The 15,375-nt window shown below is 34.4% G+C and carries 18 protein-coding genes; 16 read left to right on the top strand and 2 right to left on the bottom strand.

The window, feature by feature from the left end; all coding sequences use genetic code 11:
• Positions 1-140 precede the first annotated feature (140 nt).
• The gene (locus UH7x_RS13885) at positions 141-500 is read left to right on the top strand and encodes a CoA-binding protein (protein ID WP_482360522.1); all 360 of its coding nucleotides are present in this window, start codon (positions 141-143) and stop codon (positions 498-500) included.
• Positions 501-601: 101 nt separating this feature from the next.
• Here UH7x_RS13885 and UH7x_RS13880 read toward each other — a convergent pair whose 3' ends face one another.
• Entirely contained in the window at positions 602-2,071 is a 1,470-nt protein-coding gene (locus UH7x_RS13880) for a sodium:solute symporter (RefSeq protein WP_482360521.1), read from the bottom strand.
• A gap of 86 nt (positions 2,072-2,157) precedes the next feature.
• On the opposite strand from UH7x_RS13880, the gene recR reads away from it, so the two are divergent.
• The 14 genes from recR to UH7x_RS13810 all read left to right on the top strand — a co-directional run bounded on the left by recR (position 2,158) and on the right by UH7x_RS13810 (position 12,724).
• The gene (recR, locus tag UH7x_RS13875) at positions 2,158-2,778 is read left to right on the top strand and encodes a recombination mediator RecR (RefSeq protein WP_482360520.1); all 621 of its coding nucleotides are present in this window, start codon (positions 2,158-2,160) and stop codon (positions 2,776-2,778) included.
• 93 nt (positions 2,779-2,871) lie between these two features.
• Positions 2,872-4,290, top strand: coding sequence for a dihydrolipoamide acetyltransferase family protein (locus tag UH7x_RS13870; RefSeq protein WP_482360519.1), 1,419 nt, complete (start codon positions 2,872-2,874; stop codon positions 4,288-4,290).
• Between the two features lie 166 nt (positions 4,291-4,456).
• Entirely contained in the window at positions 4,457-5,707 is a 1,251-nt protein-coding gene (locus UH7x_RS13865) for a DUF481 domain-containing protein (protein ID WP_482360518.1), read from the top strand.
• A 101-nt stretch (positions 5,708-5,808) separates the two neighbouring features.
• Complete coding sequence (locus UH7x_RS13860) at positions 5,809-6,531, top strand: class I SAM-dependent methyltransferase (protein WP_482360517.1); 723 nt, start codon at positions 5,809-5,811, stop codon at positions 6,529-6,531.
• 80 nt (positions 6,532-6,611) lie between these two features.
• A complete protein-coding gene (locus tag UH7x_RS13855) occupies positions 6,612-7,388 on the top strand; it encodes an exonuclease domain-containing protein (protein WP_482360516.1) in 777 nt (258 codons plus the stop codon).
• On the top strand, positions 7,389-8,300 hold the full coding sequence (locus tag UH7x_RS13850; protein WP_482360515.1) for a carboxypeptidase-like regulatory domain-containing protein: 912 nt from the start codon (positions 7,389-7,391) through the stop codon (positions 8,298-8,300).
• A 36-nt stretch (positions 8,301-8,336) separates the two neighbouring features.
• Positions 8,337-8,948 (top strand): fumarylacetoacetate hydrolase family protein, encoded by a 612-nt coding sequence (locus tag UH7x_RS13845; RefSeq protein WP_482360514.1) that lies wholly within the window; start codon positions 8,337-8,339, stop codon positions 8,946-8,948.
• Entirely contained in the window at positions 8,948-9,286 is a 339-nt protein-coding gene (locus UH7x_RS13840) for an Hpt domain-containing protein (protein ID WP_482360513.1), read from the top strand. The genes UH7x_RS13845 and UH7x_RS13840 overlap by 1 nt, the downstream gene beginning before the upstream one ends.
• Before the next feature lie 3 nt (positions 9,287-9,289).
• A complete protein-coding gene (locus UH7x_RS13835; RefSeq protein ID WP_482360512.1) occupies positions 9,290-10,537 on the top strand; it encodes a competence/damage-inducible protein A in 1,248 nt (415 codons plus the stop codon).
• Between the two features lie 67 nt (positions 10,538-10,604).
• The gene (gene rpmB, locus UH7x_RS13830; protein WP_482360511.1) at positions 10,605-10,841 is read left to right on the top strand and encodes a 50S ribosomal protein L28; all 237 of its coding nucleotides are present in this window, start codon (positions 10,605-10,607) and stop codon (positions 10,839-10,841) included.
• A 21-nt stretch (positions 10,842-10,862) separates the two neighbouring features.
• The gene (gene rpmG, locus UH7x_RS13825; protein WP_153757163.1) at positions 10,863-11,045 is read left to right on the top strand and encodes a 50S ribosomal protein L33; all 183 of its coding nucleotides are present in this window, start codon (positions 10,863-10,865) and stop codon (positions 11,043-11,045) included.
• A 45-nt stretch (positions 11,046-11,090) separates the two neighbouring features.
• A complete protein-coding gene (locus tag UH7x_RS13820) occupies positions 11,091-11,243 on the top strand; it encodes a DUF4295 domain-containing protein (protein ID WP_482360510.1) in 153 nt (50 codons plus the stop codon).
• Between the two features lie 166 nt (positions 11,244-11,409).
• Positions 11,410-12,366 (top strand): signal recognition particle-docking protein FtsY, encoded by a 957-nt coding sequence (ftsY, locus tag UH7x_RS13815; RefSeq protein WP_482360509.1) that lies wholly within the window; start codon positions 11,410-11,412, stop codon positions 12,364-12,366.
• 13 nt (positions 12,367-12,379) lie between these two features.
• Positions 12,380-12,724, top strand: coding sequence for a hypothetical protein (locus UH7x_RS13810; RefSeq protein ID WP_482360508.1), 345 nt, complete (start codon positions 12,380-12,382; stop codon positions 12,722-12,724).
• A gap of 55 nt (positions 12,725-12,779) precedes the next feature.
• Here the strand turns inward: UH7x_RS13810 and UH7x_RS13805 are convergent, their stop codons facing one another.
• The gene (locus UH7x_RS13805; protein WP_482360507.1) at positions 12,780-13,871 is read right to left on the bottom strand and encodes a serine hydrolase domain-containing protein; all 1,092 of its coding nucleotides are present in this window, start codon (positions 13,869-13,871) and stop codon (positions 12,780-12,782) included.
• A 146-nt stretch (positions 13,872-14,017) separates the two neighbouring features.
• On the opposite strand from UH7x_RS13805, the gene rimO reads away from it, so the two are divergent.
• Positions 14,018-15,322, top strand: coding sequence for a 30S ribosomal protein S12 methylthiotransferase RimO (rimO, locus tag UH7x_RS13800; RefSeq protein ID WP_482360506.1), 1,305 nt, complete (start codon positions 14,018-14,020; stop codon positions 15,320-15,322).
• Positions 15,323-15,375: the final 53 nt, after the last annotated feature.

Here is a 15,375-nt window from a genome sequence, read left to right as displayed (position 1 = left end):
ACCATTAACTATAAACATATAGTCTTATCAACGACCAATTTTTTTAAACATAAGCATTTGTGTAATGTAAACTCTACTATAGACGACTATAATCTTGAAAAGTTACATTTTTCAACACTATTTAACACCAATTTTAACAAATGAAGAAAACACTTGTCCTTGGAGCCTCTTTAAAACCTGATCGCTATAGTAATATGGCAGTAAACAAATTAATAAACCATAACATTGATACTGAAGCTTTCGGATTAAAAGCAGGTAAAATAGGGCGTGTACAAATAAAGACCAATTTTAACGATTTTCAAAATATTCACACCGTAACATTGTATGTCGGTCCAAGCCGTCAACCAGAATACTACACGTCTTTACTGAAATTGGCCCCTAAAAGAGTCATATTCAATCCAGGTACTGAAAATACCGACTTTTATAAAATACTAAAAAACAATAACATAGAAATAGAAGTTGCTTGCACATTAGTTCTTTTATCTACAAATCAATACTGAATTTTCCTACAAGAAAAGTATTAGACGAAATACACTAAATTTTAACATTTGTGTTAACATTTATATCGGCATATTGTAGCTTTTCATCGTTTTTTCTATCCTTAAATAGTACTTGTTTTCTCTCGAATTAACCAAAGACCAATGAATGTTATAAGACCATTTATTGGTAACAGTTCATAACCAAAAACATATCCACCTAAACTTTCAGTTGGTATTTTACCAAGTGTAAAAGTTATAAGCACAGATAGTAAAGCAATCAGCCAAACATATTTATCTTTCACCTTGTATTTGGTAAGAATCCCAAATGAAAACAAGCCCAGTAATGGACCATAAGTGTACCCCGCTGCCTTTAATAAACCATCAATTACATTAGTATCTAGAACATATTTAAAAATAATCACCACCACTACTAGTAATACACTCATAGCGATATGAATTCTTTTTCGTACACCTTTTTGTAGCGCTTCTGGCTTCTTATCTATTGCTAAAAAATCAACACAAAATGAAGTAGTTAACGAAGTCAATGCACTGTCTGCACTACTATATGCTGCTGCAATAAGTCCGAGCATAAATGTTGTTCCCACCATGATGCCAAGGTTACTTTTTAAAGCAATTTCTGGAAACAGCAAGTCAGTTTTTGCCTGGCCGTCCATCATAGGTATAGCTATATTAAATTTATCTGCATATATAAATAGCAATGCACCCAAAAGCATAAATATAAAAGTGACAACACCCAATGTTAAACTAAAAGAAACCATATTCTTTTTGGCATCTCCGAGGTTTTTACAGGTAAGGTTTTTTTGCATCATATCTTGATCCAATCCTGTCATACATATGGTAACGAACATGCCACCAAAAAACGACTTGAAAAAATAGTTCGGAGCAAAGAAATCATCAGTAAAAAAAGTTTTACTGTATTGTTTTAGTTCATTTGAATAAAGAAATTCACTAACCGTCCAATTCAATTCATTTAAAATGAAATAGATTGAAAACCCTACGGAAAGCAACATAAATAATGTTTGCAAAGTATCTGTCCAAACAATAGTTTTTATTCCACCCCTAAATGTATATACCCAAATGAGTAAAATTGAAATTGTTACGGTCAATTCAAAAGGCACGCCTAAATCATCAAAAACAAATTGTTGCAGTACAATTGCAACAAGAAATAAACGAAATGCTGCCCCAAGAACTCTGGACACGAAAAATGAAATGGCACCTACTTTATGACTCACCACTCCAAACCTTCTTGCCAGGTATTCATAAATTGATGTAAGATTCCATTTATAATAAATGGGCAAGAGTACATAAGCTACCACAAAATAACCGACCATATAGCCCAACACCACCTGCATATAACTAAACTGCGAATCTGCAACCCAACCAGGTACAGAAATAAAAGTGACCCCAGAAAGCGATGCGCCTACCATACCAAAAGCAACCAGATACCATGGTGAAGATTTGCCTGCCTTAAAAAAATCTTCATTACTATCGTTTTTTCCTGTCAAATAAGAAATTAAAATGAGCAATAGAAAATATCCTGCAATAAGTAATAAAATACTAGTTGGTGTCATATAGGCCAATTTGGAATTGCAAAATACAAATTAAAACCTGATTTTATTACCGCGTGTCATCAATCTAAAAGTGTAAATTTGCAGCTATGGATTTCTCATCAAAACTTCTAGAAAATGCAGTGTACGAAATATCGCAATTACCTGGTATTGGTAAGCGAACAGCACTTCGTCTTGTGCTACATCTACTAAAGCAACCAGAAGAACAAACTACTAGTTTATCAACAGCCCTGGTGAGCTTAAGAAATCAAATAAAGTTCTGTAAATCGTGTCATAATATTTCTGATGTAGAACTTTGTGAGATTTGTGCTAGCCCAAAAAGAGATGAAAGTGTAGTCTGTGTTGTTGAAGATATCCGCGATGTAATGGCTATAGAAAATACGGGCCAATTTAGAGGTTTATATCATGTTCTCGGTGGTAAAATATCGCCAATGGAAGGTATAGGACCACAAGACCTTACAATTAGCTCATTAATTACTAAAGCCAAAAAAGGTATAATTAAAGAATTAATATTTGCCTTAAGTTCAACTATGGAAGGTGACACCACTAATTTCTACATTTATAAGCAAATTGAAGGTCTTAAAATTAATACATCTACAATTGCACGTGGCGTAGCTGTTGGCGATGAACTAGAATATGCAGATGAGATAACTTTGGGTAGAAGTATTATCAATAGAATTCCATTTGAAGGTTCGTTAAAAGCAAATTAAAACGCTTTCAATTATTGCAATAAATTAAACGTTTCGCACGTTTTTTCTTTACTTTTGTATAACATTTATCAAGATTATTAGGTAATAAAAAATATGTCAAAATTCGAATTAAAATTACCGAGAATGGGTGAAAGTGTTGCTGAGGCAACCTTAACCACATGGTTAAAAGAAATAGGTGAATCTATTGAAATGGATGAGGCTATTTTCGAAATTGCTACTGATAAAGTAGATTCTGAAGTACCTAGTGAAGTAGACGGAATTCTTGTAGAAAAAAGATTTGAAATAGATGATGTAGTAAAAGTTGGTGATGTTGTTGCCATTATAGAAGTAGATGGTGATGTACCAGATGAAACGGAAGCATCAAATAATTCGGAGGAAATAATCCCGCATGAAGCTGTAGCAGCGTTAGAAAATGACATGGAAAGTGTGACAGCAACCACTACAAACGCTAGTCAAGATTTTGATACAAATCGCTCGAACGATTCAGACAGATTTTATTCACCTTTAGTAAAGAACATTGCTAAACAAGAAGGTGTTACTATTGCTGAATTAGATAAAATTAGTGGCTCTGGTCTTGAAGGTAGAGTAACGAAAAATGATATTTTAACCTTTGTAAACTACAAGAAGAAAAATACAATAGAGGATAAGACTACAGCTCCTATTCAACAGGAAACTCCTATTCAAAAGGAAACTCCCATTCAAAAAGTTGAAATTAAAGAAGTAACCAAAGTTGAAGAACCAAAAACTACCACCCCTAAACAACCGCAGGAGACACATCAAATTAGTACAGTTAAAACGGTTGGTGGTGATGAAGTAATAGAAATGACTCGTATGGGCAAAATGATTGCCAAGCATATGACAGATAGTGTTTCAACTTCGGCTCATGTACAAAGTTTTATTGAGGTAGATGTTACGAATATTGTTACTTGGCGAAATAATGTAAAAGATGCCTTTGAAAAACGCGAAGACGAAAAGTTAACCTTCACACCTATCTTCATGGAAGCCATAGCCAAAGCCTTAAAGAAATATCCAATGATGAATATTTCGGTGGATGGAGATAAGGTTATCAAGAAAAAGAATATTAATATAGGTATGGCAGCGGCACTCGCAGACGGAAACTTAATCGTACCCGTTATTAAAAATGCAGATCAATTGAATATGGTTGGCATGGCTAAAGTTGTAAACGATTTAGCAAATAGATCGAGAAGCAATGCCCTAAAACCAGATGAAGTACAAGATGGTACTTATACAGTTACCAATGTTGGCACATTTGGCAGTGTTTTCGGAACTCCAATTATTAATCAACCACAAGTTGGTATTATTGCACTAGGTGCTATCCGTAAAATTCCTTCTGTAATAGAAACTGAAGAGGGTGATTTTATTGGAATTCGTCATAAAATGTATCTCTCACATAGTTATGACCATCGCGTAGTTAACGGAGCTTTAGGCAGTATGTTTGCCAAAGCGGTTGCAGATTATTTAGAAGCTTGGGACGTTAATCGAGAGATATAAATTGAGAATTTGTTAATTTATTTAGCCATAAACTTTATTCATTTATCGAATCGGTAGTTTTTGAGCATTTAGGCTTCAATTTTCACTATTAACATTATTCTAACATTCAAACGTCTTCGTAGCGCTTAACTTTAGCGCACCAAACCAGCTTTACCAAAAACCAAGAATGAAATTATGTACTCTTCGATGGAGCACTATTATTAATATGCTCATCCTTTTAGTTCCCTCCATAATATTGGCTCAAGAAACAGCTAGTAAAGAAACCATTAAACTGTATACAGATTGTAATTGCGAAAAAAGTTATATCCGGCAAGAAATCTCATTTGTAAATCATGTTAGGGATCAAGCTCAAGCGAACGTTACACTCTTTATTTATGATATTGCAAATGGCAGCGGTGGACGCACCTATAAATTAGAATTTGATGGTAGCGAAGATTATGATGGAATAATTACTAAACTTTCTTACGATTCAAATGCTAATATGACGGCAGATGATGTTAGAAAAGGATTAGTAAAAAAAGTGAAAATTGGACTACTAAGATTCGTAATTGAGTCCGATATGGGCGAACATATCAACTATTCTATAAATCAAAAAGGAATGGATGGCATTCAAGATATTGATTTTAAAGATCCTTGGAACAATTGGATATTTGAAATTTTTGGTAGAGCCAGATTAAATAAAGAATCAAGTAGGAAATCATTTTCATATGCCCTTGGTTTTGAAAGTGATCACGTAACCGAAAAATGGCGTATTCGTACAGATTTGCAATTAACCCAAGCGAACAGTGAATACGAACAGGACGATGAAATTTACACCAGTGAACGATTCCGGTATTCGGGAGATGGAAGCATTGTTAGAAGTTTGTCCGACCATTGGTCAATGGGGATTTTTAGTGGTGCAAGACATGACACTTTTACAAATTTAGATTTCAGATACTATTTCTCACCTGCAATCGAATTCAATATATTCCCGTACAATGAAGTGCTTCGAAGAGAAATAGTATTCGCCTATAAAATTGGTTATTTCCATAGTGATTATATTGACCCAACAATCTATGATAAATTAGAAGAGGGTATTTTTAATCACTCATTAGATGTACAAGTTCGCTATAGACAACCATGGGGTAATATTTATGCTAGACTTGTCGGGTCTACTTTCTTAAATGATTTTACTAAAAATCGTATTCAGTTATCGGGTAGCACTTCGCTCAGAGTTTTAAAAGGTTTAGCGATTAGCTTTTCTGGAAACTTTCAGATAATTAGAGATCAAATAAATTTACCTGCGGGTGATGCTTCACTAGAAGATGTTTTATTACAACAAAAACAAATTGCTACAGATTATCAACTAGGCGCTAGTGTTGGCCTTAGCTACACCTTTGGATCTGCTTATAACAATATTATTAATACAAGACTCTAATAAGTTCTATATCTTTATTAGGTTTTAACTAGCAAACTTACATTTGCTTTGATAAAAATATCTACTACTAAAATCTAACTATTTATCAATCTCTAGAACTATTGTCTTCCGATTACGATTTATTAATAGCTAAACATTACGCAGCATACCGCCCTGCATTACACAAGATTATTCTAGAAAAATGTTTCGAAAATAACACCACATATAATTCAGGCTTAGATGTCGGTTGTGGCACCGGTAATTCGGCAATTGCGTTAACCTATTTTTGTAAGCACGTTTTAGGAATTGATCCTAGCGAAAATATGATTGCTAAAGCCAAAATTCATTCGAATATTAGTTATCAATATTTTGATGGCCAAAACATCAGTATTAATTCAAATTCTTTTGATGTTATAACATTTTCCGGTTCATTATTTTATGCAAAATCACAAACTTTACTCAATGAAATAATTCGTGTTGCAAAAAACAATTCTTTAATAATAGTTTATGATTTTGATATTTTATTAAATGATGTGCTGCAGCCATTTGAATTTGCCCCCACCATTGAAGAAAATTATAATCATCAGGTCGATTTCTCCGGACTTCAACAAAATTCCATTTCAATTATTGTTAATAAGAAAGAAATTATTCCCCTTTCTGTAGCACCTAATAATTTAGCTCACCTTTTGTTATCAGTTAAATCTCAACAACAATTTTTTCAGAAGCTATACCAAAAAGAAAAGCTACACCAAATACTTAGCGATAAATTAAAGTCAATTTCTGATAATAAAGATTTCAAAATTGACGCCGAGGTTTTTTATAAAGTATATACTGTTTCAAAATAATAATAGTTGTTCTAATAAATTCGAACCATAGATTTCACTTAACTTATCTAAAACCTATCTTTGCAAAAATAAAATTTTAGATGGACTTAAATCTAACCAGACCTATTTGCTTTTTCGACCTAGAAACCACTGGCACGAATGTTGCAAAAGATCGTATTGTCGAGATATCAATTCTAAAAATATTTCCTAACGGAAATAAAGAGAGTAAAACATGGCTAATCAACCCCGAAATGGAGATTCCTGCAGAGGTTACTGCTATTCATGGTATTTCTAATGAAAAAGTAGTTAATGAGCCAACTTTTAAAGAATTGTCTAAAGAAATTTATAAAATGATTAAAGATTGTGATTTGGGTGGTTTTAACTCGGATCGCTTTGACATTCCGTTATTGGCTGAAGAAATGTTGCGAGCGGAAGTAGATTTCGATATGAAAAATATGTCCGCTATTGACGTACAAACTATTTTCCATAAAATGGAAAAACGCACCTTGGTAGCAGCATACAAATTTTATTGTGACAAAGACCTTACTGATGCGCATAGTGCAGAAGCAGATACTTTAGCCACCTATGAGGTTTTGCTATCGCAATTAGATCGTTACCCTGATCTAGAAAACAATGTTAAGAAACTTGCTGAATTCTCAAAACACAAGCGTTTTGCAGATTTTGCTGGTTTCATTAGTTATGATGAAAATGATGTTGAAATATTTTCGTTTGGCAAACATAAAGGCAAAAAAGTCTTAGATGTTCTTGAAAAAGAACCCGGTTATTTCGGATGGATTCAAAATGCAGACTTTCCGTTGTACACAAAAAAAGTACTAACCCAAATAAAACTTAGCCAGTTCAATAATAAATTAGGTTAAATGCGATTTCTATTATTCCCCCTATTATTTGTCGCTCAATTAAGTGCCCAAGAAGTTTTATTTGAAGGCAAAGTTTTCGACTCAAAAACTAAAGACCCCATACCCTATGTGAATCTTAGTTTTTTAAATACTTTAAAAGGAACTTCTACAGATGAAGATGGACACTTTTATTTAGACATACCAAATGAGCTACTAGAGAACCAAGTACATATTTCTTCACTAGGCTATAAAGACACTATTATAGTTGCACAGACTTTATATAAATCTAAAATTTTTAATCTAGTCGAAGAATCGTTTGAATTGGAAGAAGTGGTTGTTTCAAAATCATTAGGAGACTCCTATGTTCTTAATCCAATTAGCAGTTATAGTTTAACCGGGGGGTTCGCTTCTTCGTCTACACCTTGGGTTCTAGCGCTATATTTTCCTAATATTGGCGCACAAAAAAAATATATTGAGAACATAACTGTATTTTTTCAAAAAGATGCGAAATTTAATCAACGCTCATCTAAATTTAGAGTGCGAGTTTATGATGTAGATCCTATAACAAAAAACCCTAATAAAGATTTAGTTCGAAAAAGTTTAGTGCTAGAATCTGATATTGAAAAGGATTATGTTTCACTAGACCTTTCTAGTTTAAATATTGAAATTCCAGAAAATGGCGTCTATATTGGCTTAGAATGGTTGTTTATTTCCAACAATTGGTTTCGTAATGTTGTAACTGACCCAATCACCAAGGAAAAATCTGTAGTAGACAGATTCGCCCCAACTTTTAGCGGAGTTTATGTGAAAAATCAAAATTATCGAGCTATGGTTTACGGAATGGGAAATTGGACGGATTTTACGGTAAAATCTAGAAATGGAACTGAAAATTTCGTTCCTGCAATTAGCTTAAAACTAAAAAAGAGTAATTAATTTAGTCTTAGTTATAATTACACTAATTTTCTTAATATGAAAATAATTTGCATTGGCAGAAATTACACTGATCATATAAATGAATTGGCTAATGAACGACCTACCGAACCGGTGGTGTTTATAAAACCAGATTCTGCAGTTTTACCGAAAGACCAGGATTTCTATATACCCGAATTTACCAATGATTTACATTACGAAGTAGAAGTTTTACTAAAGATTAAAAAGGTTGGTAAGCATATTGATGCAAAATTCGCAGCTTCTTATTACGACGAAATTGGCTTAGGAATCGATTTTACTGCCCGAGATTTACAATCTTCTTTAAAAAGTAAAGGCCTTCCATGGGAAAAGGCAAAAGGCTTCGATGGATCAGCGGTAATAGGCAATTGGGTAGATAAATCACAGTTTAAAGACTTAAATAATATTGAGTTTACGCTTTCTAAAAACGATAAAATAGTTCAAAAAGGAAATACTAATTTAATGCTCTGGAAGATGGATGAGCTCATTGCTCACGTTTCTACCTATTTCATGCTTAAAAAAGGCGATATTATCTTTACTGGAACACCTGCCGGTGTTGGTAAGGTTGCGCCAAATGACTATCTTGCAGGCAAATTACAGGGGCAAGAACTATTTTCTGTAAAAATAAAATAATGATCTACAGCTTAGACAAAATTAACGAGATGGCCGAGGGCGATCAAGATTTTATTAATTCGGTAGTAACCGTTTTTTTAGAGGAGGTACCGCATGACCTTGATGAATTAGAGAAAGCTTTAGCGGGCCAAGACCACGAAAAGGTATACCAACTAGCGCATAAAATTAAACCTAATGTAGATTTATTAGGAATGGAGCAAACTCGCGCGGCAGCCCTTGAGATTGAAACAATGGGAAAAAACAAAGCAAGTATTGCCGATATCGAAAAAGTATTTCCTGCTCTTAAAACTGACATTGTACAAGTAATGTCAGAGCTTAAGAACGATTTCAACTTATAATTTATGTTTGCAGAGATTATCACGATTGGCGATGAGATACTCATCGGCCAAATTGTAGATACTAATTCAGCATTTATAGGTAAAGAACTCAATAAAATAGGAGTTTCAGTCTATCAAATAACTTCAATTCAAGACGATAGAACGCATATTTTAAATGCACTAAGTGAGGCAAAAAAACGCGCTCAAATTATTATTGTTACGGGGGGTTTAGGTCCAACAAAAGACGATATTACCAAGCATACATTTTGCGAATACTTTAACGATAAATTGGTTGAAAACAAGTCTGTTTTAAAACATGTCGAAGAATTATTCGCTAAATATATCGCCACACCTATTTCCGATGTAAACCGACAACAAGCACTCGTTCCTTCTAAAGCTACTGTTTTGCACAATGCTAACGGAACAGCACCAGGAATGTGGTTTTATGAAGATAATACGGTGTATGTATCTCTACCCGGCGTTCCATTCGAAATGAAACATCTTATAACGAATGCTGTTATTCCGAAGATTGCAAGCCAATTTGAACGACCTTACATTTTACATAGAACCATTGTTACATACGGCCTTGGAGAAAGTGCACTTGCGGCAAGAATTGAAGATTGGGAGGATAATTTACCAAATTTCATAAAATTAGCCTACCTACCCAATTTAGGTAAGGTTCGCTTGCGTTTAAGCGCTAAAGGACCTGACAAAGAACAAGTGAAAATTGCGATTGAGGACGAAATACTAAAACTCACCAAACTTATAGGTGATTTAATCTACGGAACCGAAAGTGAGGAAACTTTAGAACAAGTGGTTGGTCAATTATTAACCAAAAAAAATCTAACACTTGCTACCGCAGAAAGTTTTACTGGTGGCCGAATTGCCGAAAGAATTACTTCAATTCCTGGAGCATCAGCTTATTTTAACGGTACAATAGTAAGTTATGCCACAGCAATTAAAATTGATGTTCTTAAGGTTGATTCAGCACTAATAAACAAGTACTCTGTAGTAAGCGCACCTGTTGCGCAAGCGATGGCTGAAAATGTTAAAAAATTAATGAAAAGTGACTATGCAATAGCAACAACTGGTAATGCCGGCCCCACTAAGGGTGATTCCGACGCTGATGTTGGTGCCGTTTTTATAGCCATTGCCACTCCGCAAAAAACTGTAGTTGAAGGTTTTACAATGGGTAGTCAGCGTGAAAGAATCGTTGAAAAGTCCGTAAACAAGGCTTTTGAGCTATTGCAAAAAGAAATATTAAAATTCTAGATAAGAATTTTGCCATCCCGTAAAATTGGTATAAATTTGCAGCCTGTTTAAAGAAAAAGTAAGCATAATGTCTAAAGTTTGTGAAATTACTGGGAAAAGAGCGATGTTCGGAAACAACGTATCATTCTCAATCAACAAAACTCGAAGAAGATTCAACGTTAATCTATCTAAGAAACGTTTTTATATCCCTGAAGAAGACCGTTGGGTAACCCTAAAGGTTTCTGCTAAGGCATTAAAGACCATCAATAAAAAAGGTATTTCTGCAGTCATGAAAGAGGCTCGCGCACAAGGAATACTTAAATAGTCCTTTATTAATTAAGAAGCAATGGCAAAGAAAGGAAACCGAGTTCAAGTTATATTGGAATGTACAGAGCATAAAACCTCTGGACAACCTGGAACTTCTCGTTACATTACAACAAAGAACAAAAAGAACACTCCGGAAAGAATTGAGTTGAAAAAATACAACCCTATTCTAAGAAAGATGACTGTTCATAAAGAAATAAAATAATTTAAATTTCTGTTGAAACAGAAATGACAATAAAAGATATTAGTCATGGCAAAGAAGACCGTAGCAAGTTTACAAACTAGTTCAAAAAGATTAACCAAAGCTATTAAAATGGTTAAATCTCCAAAATCAGGCGCCTACACATTTGTAGAATCTGTAATGACTCCTGAAAGTGTAAACGAATGGCTTTCAAAGAAATAATTAACTAACTCAAAGAGTACCTACCGCCTTAACTTTTAGTTATGGCGGTTTTTTTATTATATTATTTACCATATAATAATAAAAAATACACCCACACTAGTACTTCTGCAGCCTTTAGATTTATCTTCCATTGCTTATCTTTGGGTTATCAACCTTTAAAGAACTAATGAGCTTATTTAAAAACATATTCTCTTCAAAGAAAAAAGAGTCACTAGATAAAGGCCTTGAGAAATCGAAAACGTCATTTTTTTCAAAATTAGGTAAGGCTGTAGCAGGGAAATCTAAGGTAGATGATGACGTGCTCGATAATTTAGAAGAAGTATTAGTTTCTTCTGATGTAGGTGTTGACACCACATTAAAAATTATTAACCGTATTGAAGCTCGAGTAGCTAAAGATAAATACATGAGCACCGATGAATTAAACGGTATTCTACGTGAAGAAATAGCCAATTTACTATCTGAAACCAATTCGGGCAACGAAACTGAATTTGTTGTGCCAGCAGATAAAAGACCTTATGTTATTATGGTTGTTGGCGTTAATGGTGTGGGTAAAACAACGACAATCGGCAAGCTAGCTAATCAATTTAAAAATCAGGGCTTGAAAGTAGTTCTAGGTGCAGCAGATACTTTTCGGGCTGCAGCTATTGACCAATTACAGGTTTGGGCAGACCGGGTAGATGTGCCCATTATTAAACAAAAGATGGGTAGTGACCCTGCATCCGTTGCCTTTGACACCCTAAGTTCAGCTGTTACTCAAAATGCTGATGTTGTAATTATTGATACTGCGGGGCGCCTACACAATAAAATCAACTTAATGAATGAGTTGACCAAAGTAAAAAGAGTAATGCAGAAAGTTATTGATAACACACCGCACGAAGTATTACTAGTTTTAGACGGTTCTACAGGTCAGAATGCATTTGAACAAGCCAAACAATTCACCAAGGCTACCGAAGTGACTTCCTTAGCGGTTACCAAATTAGATGGAACTGCAAAAGGAGGAGTGGTTATAGGAATATCTGACCAATTTCAAATTCCTGTTAAATATATCGGCGTAGGAGAAGGTATAGATGACTTGCAGGTGTTTAATAAAATGGAGTTTGTTGATTCTTTTTTTAAAGTTTAAAAATTGAAAGCGAATGAAACAATTAATAATAACTGCCTCTGTATTTTTCTTAACGCTCGGAATACATGCTCAAAAACAGCTTGCATTAGACATAGACACGACTAATAATGCAATTCTAGGTTTCAATAAAAAAACGAAACGGTTGTCGTTTGCTTCTAAAAAATCTGCAGATTTAAAATATCACACTTTGGCATTTCAAGTACCGAAAAATATCAAAAACGCAACTGGAAATAACGCTTCCACTTGGAATATTCCGGTGTACAAGCCTAAAAGCAATCACACGATGCCAGCACATATACCAGATAGTACCATCATTTATTCGTTGGAAATTGTTCAGCCCAAGAATGTTTATAATTAAACTTTGTTGATTTCTTTAATAGTACCTAAAGTGGCCTTGATTAATCTAAGCTGTACTAATTAATAACCTCATTTATTTTCGCCCACAATTCTTCATCGAATGAAGACAATGCAAAATTAACACCATCAGCTGCATTACCCAAACGCACTACAACCAATTTTTTGCTCGGTACAATGTATATTTTTTGGTCATTTTTGCCTAATGCCGTATAAGTTTCATCAGGAGCAGTAGGTATTAACGAACCATTGAATTCTTGCTGAGAACCCGGTAGATGATACGTAAGCTTCCCATTCAACCACCACAAATAACCATACGCTTCATTAATATCTTGAGACGTATTATGCGAAGCCAAAATATAATCTTTCGACACCAATTGTTGGTCTTCCCATTTTCCATCAGCTAAAACAAAGAGTCCGAATCTTGCCATACTACGCGTTGTACTCCAATAAACGTTTAGACCATTGTTGGCAATCCAACTTCCAGTCATTCCAATTTTATCTTTTAATTTTGTGTCAAAATAAGTAGACCAATCTTCATTACTTGCCGCAGCAATAATATCCTGCAATTTCACATATACGTTATGATACGCCCATCTATCGCCCGCATCAGCTAAATACTGAAGATTATCAGATGTAACATCATCACCTAGACTATCATCCAACCCAGAAGTCATCGAAAGTAAATGTTTAGATGTTATTAAATCCTCCTTTGCTAGAGTTGCACTGGTCCAGCCTTCGCCTAAATATTCAGATACTTTATTATCTATATTTATTAAACCTTCATCTTGTGCCATTCCTGTTACTGTTGCAGTGAGTGTTTTACCTGCACTTGCCCAATACCAAGGTTTAGAAGCTGAATGATCGTTTAAATAACGTTCTACAACAATTTTACCATTATGCAGAATAATAAAGCCTTTGGTGTTTTTTTCTTCTAAAAAGTCGATTAAGGTTTCTAATTTACTTTGATTCCATTCTAATTCAGATGGCTCAATAGTTTCCCATTGACCTGAAACAATTGGTGGAAAGTACAATTCATCAACTTCTGGCGTCTCTTCGATTTCTATTTCATCAATTTGCTCTTCCTGATCCTGCGAGCAAGCTAAAAACATCAATAGTAATACAGCAAATAACAAATTTTGAAGTCTCATAATATTACTCATTTTAGCTTTGACTAAACTTTTACTTTTTGGTTTAACGCATAAAATGAAGAAATATGATTGAAAACCACCCAATTGCATAGGCTTATTGTATTTTTGCGCTTGCTTAGCATAAAAGCACGATTTCATTTATAATTATGAGAACAAAAACGCTTAAAAAGAACAAAATCAATGTAGTAACCTTAGGTTGCTCTAAAAATGTGTACGACTCTGAAGTACTCATGGGGCAATTGAAAGCGAATGACAAAGAGGTTGTTCACGAGGAGGAGGGCAATGTAGTCGTTATTAACACATGTGGATTTATAGCGAATGCAAAGGAAGAAAGTGTTAATACCATTCTCGAATATGTACAGAAAAAAGAAGCTGGCGAGGTTGATAAGGTTTTTGTTACCGGATGCTTAAGCGAAAGATACAAACCCGACTTGCAAAAAGAGATTCCGAATGTTGACGAGTATTTCGGAACTAGTGAATTGCCTAATTTACTAAAAGCTTTAGGCGCAGATTATAAACATGAGCTTATTGGTGAGCGTTTAACAACAACTCCTAAGAATTACGCCTATTTAAAAATTGCTGAAGGTTGTGATCGCCCCTGCTCTTTTTGTGCTATACCAATAATGCGCGGTAAACACAAAAGCACCCCGATAGAGGCTTTAGTAACTGAAGCCGAAAAATTGGCTGCGAAAGGCGTAAAAGAACTAATATTAATTGCTCAAGATTTAACGTACTACGGGCTCGATTTATACAAAAAAAGAAATCTTGCTGAATTACTCGAAAACCTTGTAAAGGTTGATGGTATTGAATGGATTCGTTTGCATTACGCATTTCCAACAGGTTTTCCTATGGAGGTGCTAGATGTAATGAAACGAGAATCTAAAGTGTGTAATTACATAGATATTCCATTGCAACATATTTCAGATGCTATTTTAAAAAGTATGCGTCGTGGTACTACACATGAAAAAACAACTAAACTCCTAAAAGACTTTAGAGTGGCCGTTCCAAACATGGCGATAAGAACCACTTTGATTGTTGGTTATCCGGGTGAAACCGAAGAAGATTTTCAAACCTTGAAAAATTGGGTGGCAGAAATGCGCTTCGAAAGACTAGGTTGCTTTACATATAGTCATGAAGAAAATACACATGCTTACACTTTAGATGATGATGTCCCCGAAGACGTAAAACAAGAACGCGCCAATGAAATTATGGAACTTCAGTCACAAATTTCATGGGAACTTAATCAAGAAAAAATCGGTAAAACGTTTAAATGCATTATCGATCGTAAAGAAGGTAATCATTTTGTTGGACGTACAGAATTTGACTCTCCAGATGTTGATAACGAAGTTTTAATTGATGCGACAAAACATTATTTAAAACATGGCGAATTCTACGACATTGAGATTACAGAAGCTGCGGATTTTGATTTATACGGTACACCAATTATATAAGTACTAGGCAGTTTTATTAAAATAAACTTTTATGGAGGTTGACTATCTGTACT

The organism is Aurantibacter sp. UH7, from assembly GCF_056839165.1.
This window is presented reverse-complemented; position numbering and strand designations above follow the sequence as displayed.